Genomic DNA, 17,959 nt, shown 5'->3' with positions numbered 1-17,959 from the left:
TTAAAAAATGAAATTGATTCTTAAGAAATTATGCCTTATGTTCAGATTGTAAATCTGAGCTATCCAAAGTAAATTTGAGTAATTACATACTTCCTACTTCTAATTTTTTGAACACGCGCAGTGCATTTCCATCGGTCATGGAAGCTACATGCGAGCAGATAGCCAATAAGCTTTCGTAAGTAGATTTATTGTCAAAATTAACTTCGCTTAAAAAGCTTTTTAATACCAAACGGTCTAAATTGTTTTCTGTGCCTTGTTTGTAATTTTGCATGGCTTTGGTAAATACATCTAGTAAAGTAGTTAAAACTTTATAGCCTGAAATTTCCTTTTCCAAGACTTCTCGGCTTTGGTAAATTTTTTCAACACTAATTTTAATAATGTCGTCTATTTGCGCTTTGTATTTGGATGCATCTAACAAAGCCTGATGAAATTCGCCTTTTAAAATAGCATCTTCGTTTGCTAGAAAAATACTCACGGCTTCTTCAATTAAAGATCCAATAGCTAAAGAACGCAAGTAATTCATGCGGTCTTTGGTGTGTTTTAATTGACTGTATTTTTCGGTATTGATGCGTGTTGCAATAATTTTAGAAAGGTATTCTAAGGCTTTATCTTCTTCAATTAAGCCAAGATTGATGCCATCTTCAAAATCGATTACGGTGTAGCAAATATCGTCTGCCGCTTCTACCAAAAAGGCCAATGGATGGCGCGTAAAGCGTTTTTCTTCTCCTTGATTAGAAGTGATAACTAAACCTAATTCTGAAGCAACCTCGTTAAAAAAATCAGCTTGCTGTTGAAAGTAACCAAACTTCTTATCGGCTATCTTTTTGCTGGGTTTGTGGGGTAAACTGGCTTTGGGATATTTGGTAAACGCACCCAAAGTAGCATAAGAAATGCGCAATCCGCCTGGCGCTCCTTCTTTGTCTTCAGTAAGTAATTTGAAGCCGTTGGCATTGCCTTCAAAATGCGTTAAATCTTGCCATTGTGTTGAGGTAAGTTCATTTTTAAAATTTTGGCCTTTGCCTGACTTAAAGAATTCGCCAATAGCTTTTTCGCCAGAATGTCCAAAGGGTGGATTTCCGATGTCGTGAGCCAAGGCCGCAGCTGCTACAATAGCGCCAAAATCATGGTAATGATAGCCGTGTGTTGCTGATAAATGTGGATGTTTCTGCAACAATTGTTGTCCTACTTTTCTGCCTAAGGAACGTCCTACCACCGATACTTCTAAAGAATGCGTGAGTCGCGTGTGTACAAAATCGGTTTTAGAAAGCGGGATGACTTGGGTTTTGTCTTGCAAACTCCTAAAAGCTGAAGAAAAAATAATTCGGTCGTAATCTACTTCAAAGCCCAAACGGGTTTCGTCTTGTTCTTTGCGAAGGCGTTTGTTTGTATCGCCTTGTTTTCTTAATGAAAGAAGTTGTTCCCACTGCATCATAGCGTTCAAAATTTGATTTCAAAAGTAGGAAAATTTAAGTTTGAATTGTTGAGATTAAGTGTCAATATGCGAATGTGATAATTTGGAAATGATGCTGACTTCATTTTAGCTGTACTTCCTCAGCGTGTAATTTCTTTTTAGTTGAAGTTTTGATTTTAAATTCTCATCAATTTCAAATTGAAACTAAAAACCCTAGCCCTGATTGCAACAGAAAGCCCGTAAAGCATAAAACACTACAAAAAAGAGTTTGACAGAGCGACGTTAGAAGCTCCTGACGAACTTATTTTTTGGTGATTTTGTGCTGCGGACTTGCAGTGGAAAGCAGGTTCTTGGCTACTGATTATACATTGCAAAGCACAAACAAAACCTAAAATGTTTGAACTGCTGCATGCTATCTTTTTTATCTCTATTTAAAAGCTTACTTTTGTGCGATTTTTGAATTGAAAAATACTACATGGATCCATTTTTTATAAAAGCCATACAATTGTTGTTGAGCTTGTCTTTATTGATTGTCCTTCACGAATTGGGACATTTTATTCCTGCGAAATTATTTAAAACCCGAGTTGAAAAGTTTTACTTATTTTTTGATTTGAAGTTTTCTTTGTTTAAAAAGAAAATTGGTGATACTGTTTACGGAATTGGTTGGTTGCCATTGGGCGGTTATGTGAAAATTTCGGGGATGATTGATGAAAGCATGGACAAGGAGCAAATGGCAAAACCACCGCAACCATGGGAGTTTAGAAGTAAACCAGCTTGGCAACGCTTAATTATTATGTTGGGTGGCGTAACCGTTAATATTATTTTAGGTTTTGCAATTTACATGATGGTGCTTTTTGTGTGGGGTGAAAAATATGTAAGTCCTGAAAGTTTGAAGGAAGGTTTTACCGTTTCGCCAATTATGCAAGATTTAGGTTTTGAAGATGGCGACCAAATTGTAGAAGTAAACGGAAAAGATTTTGAAAACCCGATTGATATTAATCGGCATTTGTTGCTAAGAGATGTGCAAGAAATCACGGTAAATCGGGATGGCAATTATAAAAGCATTTCTCTTCCAGAAGATATAGGAATGCAGTTGTTTACTTCAGGAGAAGTAGAAACTTCTTTCTATCCGATTATTAAGCCACAAATAGATAGTGTGGATGTAGATAGTCCAGCCGAGAAAGCAGGACTATTAAAAGGAGATAAGATTGTTGCCTTAAATGGAAAAGAAATTTTAAATCGTGTTGATTTTAGCGAGCGAATGAAGGAAAATGGAACCAAACCGGTTGTTGTTCAAGTTTCTCGCGATGGAATTACAAAAGATTTTGAAATTACCCCTAACGATGAAGGTTTAATTGGCGTAATTCATGGTGGGCATTTTGATATTGAAACCAAAACCTATGGTTTTGCTGAAAGTATTTCGGCTGGATTTGATTATGGTTACTGGACCTTAAAAGATTATGCAACGCAGTTTAAATACGTATTTACTCAGGAAGGAGCAACTCAGGTTGGTGGTTTTGGAGCTATAGGAAGTTTGTTCCCGAGTGGCTGGGATTGGCAAGGTTTCTGGATGGCAACCGCATTAATTTCGATTATTTTAGCTTTTATGAACATCTTACCGATTCCTGCTTTAGACGGTGGTCACGTAATGTTTTTATTATATGAAATGATAAGCGGTAGAAAACCCAATGAAAAAGTAATGGAGTACGCACAAGTAATCGGTTTCTTTATCATTATAGCCTTGGTTTTGTTCGCTAATGGGAACGATGTGTACCGCTGGTTATTTGAATAAAAAATATTTTTACTTTTTGCTGAAAAATATTTTGCGAAAGTAAAATTAGCTTTATATTTGTATCCGCTTAGTAAAACAAGCAAAAATATTCCCCCTTAGCTCAGTTGGTTAGAGCATCTGACTGTTAATCAGAGGGTCCAAAGTTCGAGTCTTTGAGGGGGAGCAAATTAATCCTGATACGTAAGTATCGGGATTCTTTGTTTTTAATAAGTATTGATTTTTTTTAATTATTATATCAGACTTCAAACTGTTTTGATAAGTCCAAAGTTCCCCCGACGCTTCGGGGTTTGAGATAGTCAAACCATAAAGAACTTTCAAGCTTATACAATTGCAATCCTTTTCATTTGCATAAAATTTGCATATTGAAACAATTGAATTTTTTAAGTGCAATTTATATTTTTCAATACCCTTTGATTAAACTTTTTAAAAAAGTAGGGTATTCCTTTTAAAATTTTATTTTTGAGCTTCAAATCCATCTTATTAACTTTTAAAACTGTTATGAAAAAAGCCAATTATTACTTCATCTTATTTTCTTTTTTTGTTCTGCATTTAAATGCACAACTTTATTTTCAAGAAGGGTATTTTATTGACAACGATAATAATAAAGTAGAATGCTTAATTAAAAATATGGATTGGTCTAAAAATCCAGATAGTTTTGGTTACAAAATGGCTAAAGATTCAATAGTTCAAACCAAAGAGATTAGAGAAGTATCCGAGTTTTTAGTTTACGGTACTGATCAATACTATAAACGCCATACTTTGGAAGAGAATTTAGTTGATCTAGGCGGTAAACTCATTAAAAGAAAAGGTCAATTAGTTTTTCTTAAAGTTTTATTTGAATCTAAATCTAATCTTTATGCTTATAAGCAAATATCAGACTTCTTCTTTTATGGCAATAATAAGAGCATAACATTATTAAAATACACCGAAAAAGTAAAGAATACTAAAAACATTCAGGGTAGAGAATATCAGAAACAACTTTATGGTGACTTGTTTTGTGAAGATTTCGACATAAAACGCTATGCAGAAATAAAATATGATGAAGATAAATTAACAGACTTCTTTCAAGATTATTCAAGCTGTGTTGATGAAGATTTTGTGAACTTTTATGAAAACAAAACAGTAACCAAAATGGACTTTAAAATTACACTAGGTGGCCTTTATTTACCTCCGTTTGAAACAAAATTTACTTATAATAGTTACAATCAACAGGTTTTGATTGTTAAAAATAAATTTGAAAATCTAGTTACTTACTCAATAGGAATTGAAACAGAATTCACACGAACTAATGATAGAGATAAATGGCGTGTTTTTTTTGCTCCAAACTTTCAAAAACTAAAGGCAAGCAAAACAGACGCTCTATATCCTTCGCGTGATTCTTCTTTTGATGCTTCCGCTTTAGAGCTTCCAATTGGCATTAGAAGGTATTTTAAAATAAATAAAGATCATCAATTTTTTGTAAGCACTGCGTATGCTTTTAATGCCGCTTTAAAAAAAGATTTTGACTCAAATTATAGAGGAATAAAGTTACAGGACCAAAACAGTATTAATAAACATAGTGTAATTGTTGGTGTAGGTGGAACATACAAAGAGAAATATTCATTTTCCATAAATTATTATATTATTAAAAGGCATACCATAGATAATATTGTGGAGTTAAATGCAGATGGTACTATAAGCTTTATAGCAGCTTATACTTTGTTCTAAAAACAAATTGAGTAATTGATTTAATAAGTAGACATCTTCCTGAACGTTTTCCTGTTTTTAACTAGGTATCAAAAGTTAACAAACTAAGTTCTTTGCCATCAAAAACGGCGTAGGTAAAGTAATTGATCCAATCTCCGGTGTTGATGTAAGTAGAAGTTTCATTTAGTTGAATTTCCATAGGTAAATGTCGGTGACCAAATAAAAAGTAGTCAAAATGTTGTTTGCTTAATTTACGTTTGGCGTATTGTACAAGCCATTCATTTTCTTCTCCTAAAAATTTGGCATCATCATCGCCAGAAATCAATTTGTTTTTAACCGATAAATGTCTTGCTAAACGCACACCAATATCTGGATGTAACCAACGGTAGAGCCATTTTGAAAACGGGTGGACAAAGACTTTCTTCATGCGTTTATAACCTTTGTCGTTTGGGCCTAAACCGTCGCCATGTCCTATAAAAAATTGTTTGTTATTAAATGTAAAAACTTCAGGTTTATGGTAAACAGAAATGTTCAACTCTTCTTTAAAGTAATTATTCATCCACAAATCATGATTGCCTACAAAAAAATGAATAGGAATTCCAGCATCAGAAATTTCCGCCAATTTACCTAGCGTTCTTACAAAGCCTTTGGGCACTACTTCCTTATATTCAAACCAAAAGTCGAATAAATCACCCAACAAAAATAAAGCTGCAGCATCTTTTTGAATGTGGTCTAACCACCGCACAAATTTTTTCTCTCTAGCAAGACTTTCTTTTCTAGTTGGCGCACCTAAGTGATTATCGCTTGCAAAATATACTTTCTTTCCTTCAGGAATATTCATGTAAACCAATTCTGCTTCAAAGATACATTTTTGCTGATAATCAAACTTTCAATAATTCATTATTCACAAATCAAGTTTATCTGAAGCCGTTTCCTTAACATCCAAATCTTAGCTTTTTTGTAATTTATAGATATCTTTGAAAATATTGAATACATTTACCCTTTTAAATTTATTTCATGTTGAAGCATACGGCTGTACTAATTTTCTCTCTTTTTTTTACGCTTTGTTTAGCGCAAGAAAGAGTAGAAAATATTGCTGAAAGTTTCACAAAAGTGAAAGTGTCAAGCGGTATTATTGCTACTATTCATGTTAATGCAGATGCCAATAAAATTATAATAAACGGCTTAGACAAAGACGAAGTAAATATACGAAGCAGAAGAGATGAGCTTAGAATTAGCTTGCCGTTAAACAGCTTATTTTCTAATTCGGATACGCAGGTTGATATTTTTGTAAAAAGCGTTGAAACTATTGAAGCAACTAGTAGTGCCAAACTTGAAATAGAAGGAATAGTCGAGCAGGATGAAATTTCTTTTAAAGCTGTAGAAATGGCCAGTATTCAAGCTGAAATTGAAGTTGAAAAATTAAATTTATATCTGCTTACAAATGGAGTAATTACTTTACAAGGTAAAGCCCAAAATCAAAATATAGTGATAAAAACGGGAGCCGAATACAACGGAGAAAAACTCAAAACCAAAGTTACTAATGTAGAAATTAGTTATCAAGGAACAGCTAGCGTTTATGCTTCAGAATCTTGTGTAGCAAGCGTTATTGCTGGTGGAGAAGTTAGTGTTTTTGGCAATCCTGAAGTTTTAGATGAAACCACTAAACTAGGCGGACTCATTAAAAAAGTGATTGTTAATAAGTAAAGACTTCTTGCAAGACCTGATATGAAAGCGGTTTTTTAAAACCCTGGATCTGAATTTCGTAATACAACAATATCAAATCTAACAATTGGAGTCTGTTTTGCTTAGGCATTTTAAGAAGCTGTGCATTTTCGTAATTGTAATTCAGAATCAATTTTAAATCTTCAATTTCTCTTCCTGAAAAACAATATCTGTTGGTTTCTTTTATTTGAAAAACTCCGTCTATAAGATTAAAGTAATCGTATGCAGTTTGTTCTTTGTTCGGAAAAAAACCTAAATGTTGGCTAAGTTGAAGCAAAAATAACAAATGAAAATGGCCTATTTTTTCTGCTTTTTCCAACTGAAGCAAGGTAGTTTCAATAAATTGAAAAAGATTTTTATTGGCTTCTTCTTCTTGTATACAAGATTGCAAGACTTCAGCTAAAAATAAGCTTAAAGTAGATTTATAAACATCTCTCTGAATAGAGTTAAAGCTTTGCTGTGCAGCTACTTCTTTAATAAAAAGTAAATTTTTATTGGGTCTGTAGGAAAATTCAATATCAAGGTAACTTAAAGCTTGAAAGTAAGAAACCTTAATCTTACCACGTTTGCTTTTTCGAACACCTTTAACCATGAAACTTAACATTCCATGACTTTTGGTGTAGCATTTTACAATTAAATCTGCTTCAGCATATTTTAATGTAGAAATTACAAATGCGTTTGTTTTAATGTACATTAGCGTACAATCATTATTTTTTTAACGGCTGTTTCTATTTCATCGCTTCCGGTTATTAAAACTAAATATACACCAGATGCAACTTTGTGTTTTCCAAATGCAGTTGTGTTCCATCTAATACTTCCACCTTGTGCAAATTCTTCGTGGACTAAGTTACCGGTAATGTCTGTAATTTTTACGTTGGCACCTTCTGTTAAACCATCTACTGTAACTTCGCCAGTGTAATTGGGCCTAACAGGATTAGGAAAAACCCTTACTTCAGATAAATCGTTATTGGCATCGGTAACTCTACTGTTAAACGAAACCAAACCGTTTACCGTTCCAAAATAAACCAAGCCCGTGTTTCCTTCTATTGCAATACTAGTAATATTGTTACTCGGTAAAGGCGAATTGTCTCGGGTAAAACGGTTTAATACTTCTTGACCGTTTGCTGAAACTTGAAAAACCCCAGAATCTGCGGTGCCAATCCATTTGTTATTTGCGCCATCTACCACAATTTCTGTTATGGCTTGCTGAAAAAGTAATTCTTGAGCAACACCATCTTCTTCTACAATAATTATAGGCGAAACATTTAGGGTGCTATTTGTAAAAACGCTTGAAGGGTTAAACATTACTCGTAAACCTTCTGAAGTACCAATCCATAAACGGTTAGAATTATCTACTGCAAGTGCTGTTATAATAGGATTAGCATTGGTTACATTTGGAAAATCTACTCCGTTAATTTCGCTGCTTATTCGTCCAGCTCTATTGTTTTCTGGCTGGTACGCCATAACACCTGTTTTAAATGTAGCCATGTAAACATTGCCTTGTGCGTCTGAAGTAATTTTAGTGGAACTAGAACTTAAGACTTCATCAAAAACAGAAGAAATGTCAACTGCTTCTACAACTCCGTTTGTATTTAGTCTCTTTATAGGATTTTCTGATAAGCCATTAGAAAAATATAAGTCTCCGTTTGGTGTTTGAACAGAAGCACCAATTCGGTTATCATCTGCTGTAGAAGCAATACCTTCTATAGCAGAATTAGTATTGTCTAAACGGAGTATGAGTTCTTCATTTTCTAAAATTAACAAGCCATCTATATAACTGCTTAAATACACGCGATCAGGGTTATTTGCATCTACTGTAGCATGCGAAATTACTCTAGCATTATCTAAACCTTCTGGTAAGATGTTAGACCAATTTTCGCCAACCAAATGGCTGACACCTCTTGTGTTTAATGGGTATGGATTAAAAAACTGGTCATATTCTCCGTAGGTTACCCAAAGTTGATTTGATGCAGCAGTTAAACTAAAAACTCGATTTAAAATTGGGCCGTTAGGGCTTAAGAATTTTGCTGTTGGTATTCCACTTTGCTCACTTACTTCTAATAAACCAAAATTTCGGTCGGCTAGGTAAAAAGTTGTAGCATCACTAATGGCAGTGCTTAAATCTAAATCAAGGCCATTTACTTCAAATATAGGAATGTCTTCATTTAAGTTTTCATCGTAAGAAAATACTTGGTTTCTGGTAATTAAAAGTAAATCTTCTTTAGAAACTCGCATATCGCGAATGCTAGCATTAAAGGTATTTACAAAATTTAGACTATTGTCAATTTCATTTAATACAAATAAGCTATTTGCTGAATTTGTTAAAAATACTTGGTTTTCAAAAGTTGCAATGGTCTTAATAGAACCGTTATTTATTCTAGTCCAGCTGTTAAAATCAATCAGGTTTGGGTTGTTTAAGTCGCCAACATACAGGCCATTATCTGTGGCTGCATAAATTTTACCATCTAATATGGTGGTTTGGTTTACTTTTATTTGTGAACCACCATCTCCAATAAAAAAGCTGTCACCAAATTCCCGGTCGTCTAAATTAAATTCTACTATACCAAAATCTGTAGATAAATATGCAAAATCTTGGTACTCTAAAATATGGTTTATTCTTTTTTGAGTTGGCGCAATGGTTACCCGGTTTACAATATCTACAAAATTTAGCACTTGGTTTTGTTGATCTCTTACTATTTGGATTAGTCCATTTTCATAACCAATTAAAGTAAAATTAAATTCTTCTGTATAAAGTATTGCAGATATTTTTCTTCCCGATAATTGATTTACGGTACTAAAAGTAGAAGTAAACTCTAAGTTGGGCTCGTAGTTAAAATATGCGTTTTCTGCGGCGGCAACTATTTTATTATTTCCTTTTGAAAGCCCACCGATGTTTACATAAGAAAAATGGCCTTCCCAACCAGGGAAATCTTGAGCTGTTGCAAAAACTGTTGCAAACAAGATTAGAATAAATTGAAATATTTTCATGGGTTTAAAAACTCTGCTTTACGTTTCAAATATATACCAAAAATAAAAGCTTGGAAATTAATCCAAGCTTTTAAACGTTTATAAAAATTAAATATTATACTGCGCCTTGTGCTATCATAGCATCAGCTACTTTTACAAACCCAGCTATATTTGCTCCTTTTACGTAATCTACATAACCATCTTCGGTTTGTCCATACTGAACGCAAGCATCGTGAATGTCTTTCATAATTACCTTCAGCTTGTCATCTACTTTTTCTGAAGACCAGCTTAATCTTAATGAATTTTGAGACATTTCTAATCCAGAAGTAGCTACACCACCAGCATTAGATGCTTTTCCAGGAGAAAATAAAATCTTCGCTTTTTGAAAAACTTCAACTGCATCTGGAGTACAAGGCATGTTTGCACCTTCACCAACCAATATGCATCCATTATCTACTAATTTTTGTGCATCATCTTTCAATAATTCATTTTGAGTAGCACATGGTAAAGCCACATCAGCTTTTTCTCCCCAAGGAGTTTTTCCTTCATGGAAAGTTGCAGTTGGATATTTTTCTACATATTCATGAATTCTTCCGCGTTTTTCGTTTTTAATTTCCATGATGAAACTCAATTTTTCTTGATCAATTCCATCTGCATCATGAATATAACCGCCAGAATCTGACATGGTAATTACTTTCGCTCCAAGTTGTGTTGCTTTTTCAGCGGCATATTGTGCTACATTTCCAGAACCTGAAATCAAAACGGTTTTGTTTTTTAAGCTGTCTCCTTTTCTTTCTAACATACTTTGTGCAAAATATACGTTACCGTAACCTGTAGCTTCAGGTCTCACTAAAGAACCACCATAAGAACGTCCCTTTCCTGTAAGAATACCTGTAAATTCATTTTGTATGCGTTTGTACTGGCCAAACATATAACCAATTTCTCTTGCGCCAACGCCAATATCTCCTGCAGGAACATCAGTATCATTTCCAATGTGTCTATACAATTCAGTCATAAAACTTTGGCAGAAACGCATAATTTCATTGTCTGACTTTCCTTTTGGATCAAAGTCAGAACCACCTTTTCCACCACCCATAGGTAGGGTAGTCAAGCTGTTTTTGAAGACTTGTTCAAAAGCTAAAAATTTTAAAATACTCAAGTTTACTGAAGGATGAAAACGCAAGCCACCTTTGTATGGTCCTATAGCAGAATTCATCTGAATGCGAAAACCACGATTAACTTTTATGTCGCCATGATCATCAATCCATGTTATTCTGAACATAATTACACGTTCTGGCTCTACCATGCGTTCTAATAAGCAATGTCCTTGGTATTTTTTGTTTTCTTCAATAAAAGGAACAATGGTTTCTGCTACTTCTTCAACTGCTTGAAGGAATTCGGGTTGGTTGGGGTTACGTTTTTCAACCTGATCTAAAAACGATTTTATATTAGCTTTCATATATTTTATGTACTTAAATTAAGTTATTTACAAATATAAAATTTATAATTTAAGATTTCGCAAAACACTAGTTGATTTTAGCCTATAAATTGCCATATATTCAAAATAAATATTTTTAAATTTTAATCAAGTTAGCCTAAAATTGTAGAATTATTTCAATACTTGTAATTATATGCTTGCTAAACACAATTTAATTTCTTTGGTAAATTTGTTTTTATATATTTGCTTACAGATAACTAACACTATGAAAGCCAAGCTTAACTATTTTTTATTACCGCTTGTATTTTTTGTTACTATTTCTAGCTTTGCCCAAGAAATTTATCATGAAGTAGGTTTTGGCATAGGTCCAGTTTCCTTTCGTGGAGATTGGGGAGAAAGACGTGATGGAAGTACAAACTTTGGTAACACAGGCTTTGGAGTGAATATTATTCACTTTGCTAACTTCGCCTACGGCAGAAATTCCTACAAATATTTCCACAAGCACTTTAAGTTGAGAAATCAACTTACAGTACATCAAACAAATTTGAATCATTATGGTAGATGGGTTCGTGCTGAAAGTGAATCTTTTGATCCAAGTGACCCAAACGATCCAAGATTGGGACCTACACTCGAAAATATGTCTGGAAAAACCACAGTGTTTGAATTGGGTACGGGTTTAGAATGGAATTGGAGACCCATACGAGAATACGAAAGGCAAATCGAAATTTTTCAACCTTATGCAGGTTTTGGTATTAATTTGGTTTATTACAATCCATCTGTAGAAACTAGTCTGCCAGGAAGGATTGGTGCCCGACAAAATACGTGGCCAACCTTCTTGCCACCACCATCAGGTGGTAGAGACCGGATTTCAAATTCATCAGACATTACAGCATCTGTTAATTTTCAAGCAGGTACACGTTATCGTGTAAATGAAGATATAGATTTGTTTATAGAAGGAAGATGGCACTCTTTTTTCTCTGATTTTGTAGATGGTTTAGATCCAAGAAATCCTAATAATGAAAGCAACGATTGGATGTTTTTCTTAAACGTTGGTTTTACATATTATTTTGATTAAAAAACAATTTAAGTTTATAAATAATAAAGGCTAACTTGAAAAGTTAGCCTTTATTTATTCCGATAATTTAAAAGATGTTTAATCTATTACGCTAAAGCTTGTTTTAGGTCTTCAATTAAATCTTTTTCATCTTCTATCCCAACACTTAATCGAATTAAAGAGTCTACTACTCCTGTTTTCTCTCTTTCTTCTTTTGGAATACTTGCGTGCGTCATACTAGCAGGATGTCCAGCTAAAGATTCCACTCCGCCTAAAGATTCGGCTAAGGTAAACACCTTCACTTTTTCTGTAAATTTAATTGCATCTTCGTAACTATTTCCTTTTGTGGTAAAGGAAACCATTCCGCCAAAATCTTTCATTTGTTTTTTAGCAATTTCATGATTTGGATGATTTTCCAATCCAGGCCAATAGACCTTTTCAACTTTTGGGTGTTCACTTAAAAACTTGGCTACAGCTCTTCCATTTTCAGAATGGCGTTGCATGCGTAGATGTAAGGTTTTAATTCCGCGTAAAACTAAAAAACTGTCCATTGGTCCAGCAATTCCACCGCTAGCGTTTTGAATAAAATAGAGTTTATTGGCTAGCTCTTCATTATTTACTACAACCGAACCCATAACCACATCACTATGTCCGCCTAGGTATTTTGTTGCACTATGCATTACAATATCTGCCCCTAAATCTAAAGGCTGTTGCAAATATGCTGTGGCAAACGTATTGTCAACCGCCAGTAAAACCTTATTGGTTTTTGCAATTTTTGCAAGGGCTTCAATATCTATAATATTCATCATTGGGTTAGTAGGTGTTTCCGCCCAAATCAATTTTGTGTTTTTGTTGATTTTAGCTTCAACAGCAGTGGTACTTTCCATTCCCACAAAATGAAATTTAATTCCTAAGCCTTCAAAAATAGAAGTAAATAATCGGTATGAACCACCGTATAAATCGTTTGTAGAAATCACTTCATCTCCAGGTTTCAATAACTTAATAATGGCGTCTATAGCAGCTAAACCCGAAGCAAATGCAAGACCATATTTTCCATTTTCAATACTTGCTAGAGAATTTTCTAAAGCAGTACGAGTAGGATTTGCACTTCTTGAATATTCAAAACCTTTGTGATTGCCAGGACTGGTTTGAGAATAAGTTGATGTTTGATAAATGGGTGGCATAACCGCACCGTAAGCTGGATCTATGTTCTCTTGTCCACCATGGATAGTCTTTGTATTGAATTGCATAAAAATTATTTTTACACAAATGTAATTAAAGCCATAGCTTACCCATATGGTTTGAAAGTCTTTATTATAGCTTTAACAGAATTGACTCAAGCACTAGCAAAGTTTGCTAACTATTCTATCTTTGCCAATAAATTGAAATACCTATGAAGGAAGCTTTTTACAAATATATAAGTCAGTTGCAAGACCAAATTACAGCAGGTCTAGAAAAAATAGATCAAAAAGCTAAATTTAAAGAAGATGTATGGGAGAGAAAAGAAGGTGGTGGAGGAAGAACCCGCGTTATTGAAAATGGAAATGTTTTTGAAAAAGGCGGTGTAAATATATCGGCTGTGCATGGAGCTTTGCCTAAATCCATGCAAAATTATTTCAACGTAAAAGACTGCGATTTTTTTGCCTGCGGAATTAGCCTTGTTATCCATCCAACTTCTCCAATGCTGCCAACTGTTCATGCTAATTTTAGGTATTTTGAAATGTACGACCAAAACGGAAATATTGTAGACCAATGGTTTGGTGGAGGTTTAGACTTAACACCTTATTATCTGTTTGAAGAAGATGCTAAGCATTTTCATCAAGTTTGTAAAGAAACATGCGATAGACATGATGATACTTTTTATGTATTATACAAAGAAAAATGCGACAACTATTTCTGGAATTCGCATAGAAATGAAGCCCGTGGAATAGGTGGTTTGTTTTTTGATTATTGCAAAGCCACTTCAGAAAAAAGCATGCAAGATTGGTTTGATTTTGTAACCGATATGGGCGATAACTTTTTAAACGCATATTTGCCAATAGTTGAAAAAAGAAAGAAACTTTCTTATACAGAGCAACAACGCAAATGGCAAGAAATAAGAAGAGGTAGATATGTAGAGTTTAACCTTGTGCACGATAAAGGAACTTTATTTGGGCTAAAAACAAATGGAAGAATAGAAAGTATTTTAATGAGTCTACCACCACATGTACAATGGCAGTATAACCATCAGCCAGAACCAAATTCTGAAGAAGAAAAATTGATAAATGTGCTTAAAAAGCCGAAAAGTTGGGTCTAAAATTTTACTTTTGAAACAAACTAATTAATCTTATAAGTACATATTATGAAAGGAATTATTTTAGCAGGTGGCTCAGGAACAAGGTTACATCCATTAACCTTAACCGTTAGTAAGCAACTGATGCCAGTGTACGATAAACCCATGATTTATTATCCGCTTTCCACCTTAATGTCTGCTGGAATTCGAGAAATACTTATTATTTCTACTCCTGTAGATTTGCCGTTATTTGAAAAACTGCTTGGCGATGGTTCTAAATTGGGTTGTAAATTTGAATATGCTGTACAAGATCAACCCAACGGTCTAGCGGAAGCTTTTATTATTGGTGAAGAATTTATCGGCTCAGATAAAGTTGCACTCATACTTGGCGATAATATTTTTTATGGTTCAGGTTTAGATAATCTGCTTCAACAAAACAACAATCCTGATGGCGGAATTATTTATGCATACCATGTACATGACCCAGGAAGATATGGTGTAGTTGAATTTGATGAAAACGGAAAAGCACTTTCAATAGAAGAAAAACCTGCAAAACCCAAATCAAATTATGCGGTTCCAGGTATTTATTTTTACGATAATGAAGTAGTTGAAATTGCTAAAAATATAAAACCAAGCCATCGTGGTGAATTAGAAATTACCGATGTAAACAATGCCTATCTTAAAAAGGGAAAATTGAACGTTAGTATTTTAGATCATGGAACGGCTTGGCTTGATACAGGAACTTTTACTTCTTTGATGCAAGCTGCACAATTTGTAGAAGTTATAGAAGAAAGGCAAGGATTAAAAATCGGTGCTCCAGAACACATGGCATATAAAATGGGGTACATTTCTAAAGCAGAACTCCAAGAACTAATTACCCCTTTAATGAAAAGCGGTTACGGAAAAAATATTCAGCTTTAACTACTTCAATATAAACTAATTTTTTTACAGTATGATGCAAAAACACATCCTGACTTTAGGAGCAAATGGTCAATTAGGCCAATGTATTCAAAAAGCTGCTTCACAATTTACAGAATTTAAGTATACTTTTTTAGGCTCTAAAGCATGTGATGTTACTCAAAAAGAAGATATAGAAAAAGCAATTCAAGAAAAGAAGCCCGATTTTTTAATTAATGCGGCAGCTTACACTCAAGTAGATTTAGCAGAAGATGAAAAAACAAAAGCCTTTTCTGTAAATGCTGAAGCGGTAGAAAACATAGCTAAACTTTGTCATGAAAAGCAGGTACAGCTCATTCATATTTCTACAGATTATGTGTTTAATGGAGAAAAAAACAAACCTTATCTAGAAACAGATGCTACCGACCCAATTAATGTATATGGTGCTTCAAAGTTAGCAGGAGAGCAAGCTATAGAGCGTATAATGTCTTCTTATTACATTTTTAGAACATCTTGGTTATATTCTCAATTTGGGCATAATTTTTATAAATCTATGCATCAAAAAATAGGTAGCGGAATGGATTTAAAAATTACGACCGATCAAGTAGGTTGCCCCACCAATGCAAATGATTTAGCACAAGCTATTCTGAAAGTAATTTCAACCAAAATAGAAGCTTTTGGGGTTTATCATTATTCAAATTCTGGTAGAGCAACTTGGTACGATTTCGCATTTGAAATTTTCAAAAATGAAAACGCTTTGGAAGGTGTGCAGCTTTCATCAACAGATTTTTATCCTACAAAAGCAAAGCGTCCTGTTTACAGCGTGATGAATTCCCAAAAAATAAGCGAAACCTTTGGTGTAGAAATTAAAGACTGGAAGATTTCATTGCTTGGTTTGCAAGGCTAAAATTTTTTAGCTTTCTCTTTACTTTTACATGGGAACTTTAGTTTTAAACACCAGTTCGTTTACAACTTTTGCAAACCTTGCAAGTTTATTTATATTTCAACTATCACGCATATAATACGTTAAATAAAATCGACAAATAGAGTCAATGGTTTTTTATATGCTAACTTTTATTAGCTACTTTGTATAAAACAACACAAAATTGGCCAACCAGAAATTGCTTTATCGTTTATTAAAATTAATAGCATTACTTAAGCAAGAGCCTCCTAAATCTATCAATTACATGGCGAATTTTTTGGAGTCGTCGTCTAGAACAGTCTACAGATACTTAGAACTTTTAGAAAGTGTAGGCTTCAATATTGAAGTAGATAAGTTTAAAAAATATTGCATACAGGATAATCAATTAATTGCACCATCAAACTTCAATACAGAAGAATTAAGCTTTTTAAAAGAGCTTTTATTATCAACAGGAAAAGAAAAATAACCTATCGCAGTCTGTTATTCATAAGCTAAGTTTAAATACAGATATAGAGCTAATCAACCATGAAATATACAATGCTAAATTAGCCAATCTCATAAGTTTAATTAATTGAAGGTATTAACCACAATAAACAAATTATAATTGAGCAGTACCAGTCTATTAATTCTCAAAAAGTTTCAGATAGACTTGTTGAACCCTTTAAGCTTACAGCTAACTACAGGTCGCTTTGTGCTTTTGAAATTAAAAAACAGCAAAACAAGTTTTTTAACATTGAACGCTTGGGTGATGTTATAATCACTGAAGAAGAACAAGTTCATGAACACCTTCATCAGTTTGCTAAACCCGATGCTTTTGGATTTTCAAAAAATACGAATACATACAAAGTTAATTTAGAGCTTAACTTAAAAGCTATGCTACTTCTAACCTTAGCTACCAAACCATGCTGCTGGCAAAAAACAAAAATATAAAAACAAATTACAACCTAAAATCCAATGTAGTTGATGGTCCAATCGCTTTAACTTCAGTTACAAGAAATGGTAATGAATCTAATAATCAGGGCTCACTTTTAGTCAGGGTAAAGTCTATGGTTTTAAAGTTCATTGTGGTTTAGTTGTTTTGCATTAATAATTTAAGTGTGTGCTCAAGCCCCTTATTATTAGGCCAGCCAAAATGTCCAGGGATTACAAATTTTCGATAAGGATATTTTTTCATTATTTTTTCAATAGTTAAGGACCATTCTTCAAGATTTGCGTCAGTAACATTCCCTAAATTTTCAACTTGAGTGCTTTTCACTAAACACCCCCCGTATAGAATTTGATAGTCATCAAACCAAATTACAATATTATCCTTTGTATGTCCTTCGCCTGCATAATAGGTTTCAAATTTGTAATTCCCAACATTGAAAGTAGTATCATTAACAAAAGAAAATGCCGCTTGCTTTTCGTTGTGTTGTTCGCATAAATCATAAGTAAGTTGAGAACTGTAAGTTTTTATCTCATTTTGTCTTAAAAACTCAAGTCCTGCTGTTCTGTCATCATGATAATGTGTTGCTATAGCAAGTATAACTTTTTTATTGTGCTTTGAATAAATACTATCAAGCAAAGGCTGAAATTGAGTATCATCCCAAGGTGTATCAAAAAGAACCACTCCATTTTGGGTTACTAAATACATACTATTAGAAGGGAATTCTGTTCCATTAAAATCCTTATGGGTGCTGTAAACGTAAAAGTTATCGGTTAGGTGTTGAATATGAAGTTGTTGCTGTTCTTGGGCAAGTAGATGTAAATTTACAAACAAGAAGCATAAATTAAAAATAATTTTCTTCATTTTTTT

At 33.6% G+C, this 17,959-nt stretch carries 16 protein-coding genes and 1 tRNA gene; 10 read left to right on the top strand and 7 right to left on the bottom strand.

Features of this window, described 5'->3' with window-relative positions:
* Positions 1 to 82: 82 nt before the first annotated feature.
* The gene (gene dgt / locus IEV72_RS06650) at positions 83 to 1,429 is read right to left on the bottom strand and encodes a dGTP triphosphohydrolase (RefSeq protein WP_188458435.1); all 1,347 of its coding nucleotides are present in this window, start codon (positions 1,427 to 1,429) and stop codon (positions 83 to 85) included.
* Positions 1,430 to 1,886: 457 nt separating this feature from the next.
* Here dgt and rseP point away from each other — a divergent pair, with 457 nt between their 5' ends.
* From rseP to IEV72_RS06635, 3 genes are all read left to right on the top strand, one after another.
* A complete protein-coding gene (gene rseP / locus IEV72_RS06645) occupies positions 1,887 to 3,203 on the top strand; it encodes an RIP metalloprotease RseP (protein WP_188458321.1) in 1,317 nt (438 codons plus the stop codon).
* 89 nt (positions 3,204 to 3,292) lie between these two features.
* Positions 3,293 to 3,366, top strand: a tRNA-Asn gene (locus IEV72_RS06640).
* Positions 3,367 to 3,701: 335 nt separating this feature from the next.
* Positions 3,702 to 4,910: a hypothetical protein gene (locus IEV72_RS06635; protein ID WP_188458320.1), complete on the top strand. Its 1,209-nt coding sequence runs from the start codon at positions 3,702 to 3,704 to the stop codon at positions 4,908 to 4,910.
* A gap of 61 nt (positions 4,911 to 4,971) precedes the next feature.
* On the opposite strand, the gene IEV72_RS06630 is transcribed toward IEV72_RS06635, so the two are convergent.
* Positions 4,972 to 5,730 carry a UDP-2,3-diacylglucosamine diphosphatase gene (locus IEV72_RS06630; RefSeq protein ID WP_188458319.1) on the bottom strand — a complete coding sequence of 253 codons (759 nt, stop codon included), beginning with the start codon at positions 5,728 to 5,730 and terminating at the stop codon, positions 4,972 to 4,974.
* Between the two features lie 176 nt (positions 5,731 to 5,906).
* On the opposite strand from IEV72_RS06630, the gene IEV72_RS06625 reads away from it, so the two are divergent.
* Complete coding sequence (locus tag IEV72_RS06625; protein ID WP_188458318.1) at positions 5,907 to 6,596, top strand: head GIN domain-containing protein; 690 nt, start codon at positions 5,907 to 5,909, stop codon at positions 6,594 to 6,596.
* Here the strand turns inward: IEV72_RS06625 and recO are convergent.
* From recO to gdhA, 3 genes are all read right to left on the bottom strand, one after another.
* Positions 6,586 to 7,308: a DNA repair protein RecO gene (recO, locus tag IEV72_RS06620; protein WP_188458317.1), complete on the bottom strand. Its 723-nt coding sequence runs from the start codon at positions 7,306 to 7,308 to the stop codon at positions 6,586 to 6,588. The two genes, IEV72_RS06625 and recO, sit on opposite strands and share 11 nt — an antisense overlap.
* Entirely contained in the window at positions 7,308 to 9,602 is a 2,295-nt protein-coding gene (porZ, locus tag IEV72_RS06615) for a type IX secretion system anionic LPS delivery protein PorZ (RefSeq protein ID WP_188458316.1), read from the bottom strand. The genes recO and porZ overlap by 1 nt, the downstream gene beginning before the upstream one ends.
* A 94-nt stretch (positions 9,603 to 9,696) precedes the next feature.
* A complete protein-coding gene (gene gdhA, locus IEV72_RS06610; RefSeq protein ID WP_188458315.1) occupies positions 9,697 to 11,040 on the bottom strand; it encodes an NADP-specific glutamate dehydrogenase in 1,344 nt (447 codons plus the stop codon).
* 244 nt (positions 11,041 to 11,284) lie between these two features.
* On the opposite strand from gdhA, the gene IEV72_RS06605 reads away from it, so the two are divergent.
* A complete protein-coding gene (locus tag IEV72_RS06605; RefSeq protein ID WP_188458314.1) occupies positions 11,285 to 12,094 on the top strand; it encodes a THC0290_0291 family protein in 810 nt (269 codons plus the stop codon).
* A gap of 86 nt (positions 12,095 to 12,180) precedes the next feature.
* Here the strand turns inward: IEV72_RS06605 and IEV72_RS06600 are convergent, their stop codons facing one another.
* On the bottom strand, positions 12,181 to 13,323 hold the full coding sequence (locus IEV72_RS06600; protein ID WP_188458313.1) for a cystathionine gamma-synthase: 1,143 nt from the start codon (positions 13,321 to 13,323) through the stop codon (positions 12,181 to 12,183).
* A 143-nt stretch (positions 13,324 to 13,466) separates the two neighbouring features.
* Here IEV72_RS06600 and hemF point away from each other — a divergent pair, with 143 nt between their 5' ends.
* From hemF to IEV72_RS06575, 5 genes are all read left to right on the top strand, one after another.
* Positions 13,467 to 14,369 (top strand): oxygen-dependent coproporphyrinogen oxidase, encoded by a 903-nt coding sequence (gene hemF / locus IEV72_RS06595; RefSeq protein ID WP_188458312.1) that lies wholly within the window; start codon positions 13,467 to 13,469, stop codon positions 14,367 to 14,369.
* Between the two features lie 45 nt (positions 14,370 to 14,414).
* Positions 14,415 to 15,266, top strand: a complete 852-nt coding sequence (gene rfbA, locus IEV72_RS06590; RefSeq protein WP_188458311.1) for a glucose-1-phosphate thymidylyltransferase RfbA — start codon at positions 14,415 to 14,417, stop codon at positions 15,264 to 15,266.
* Between the two features lie 31 nt (positions 15,267 to 15,297).
* Positions 15,298 to 16,149, top strand: coding sequence for a dTDP-4-dehydrorhamnose reductase (gene rfbD, locus IEV72_RS06585; RefSeq protein WP_229731824.1), 852 nt, complete (start codon positions 15,298 to 15,300; stop codon positions 16,147 to 16,149).
* A gap of 199 nt (positions 16,150 to 16,348) precedes the next feature.
* Complete coding sequence (locus IEV72_RS06580; protein ID WP_188458310.1) at positions 16,349 to 16,630, top strand: HTH domain-containing protein; 282 nt, start codon at positions 16,349 to 16,351, stop codon at positions 16,628 to 16,630.
* A gap of 275 nt (positions 16,631 to 16,905) precedes the next feature.
* Positions 16,906 to 17,094, top strand: a complete 189-nt coding sequence (locus IEV72_RS06575; RefSeq protein ID WP_188458309.1) for a hypothetical protein — start codon at positions 16,906 to 16,908, stop codon at positions 17,092 to 17,094.
* Positions 17,095 to 17,233: 139 nt separating this feature from the next.
* Here the strand turns inward: IEV72_RS06575 and bla are convergent, their stop codons facing one another.
* Positions 17,234 to 17,953, bottom strand: a complete 720-nt coding sequence (gene bla, locus IEV72_RS06570) for a BlaB/IND/MUS family subclass B1 metallo-beta-lactamase (protein WP_188458308.1) — start codon at positions 17,951 to 17,953, stop codon at positions 17,234 to 17,236.
* Between the last annotated feature and the right edge of the window lie 6 nt (positions 17,954 to 17,959).

Source organism: Psychroflexus planctonicus (assembly GCF_014640195.1).
Lineage (GTDB): Bacteria > Bacteroidota > Bacteroidia > Flavobacteriales > Flavobacteriaceae > Psychroflexus > Psychroflexus planctonicus.
This window is presented reverse-complemented; position numbering and strand designations above follow the sequence as displayed.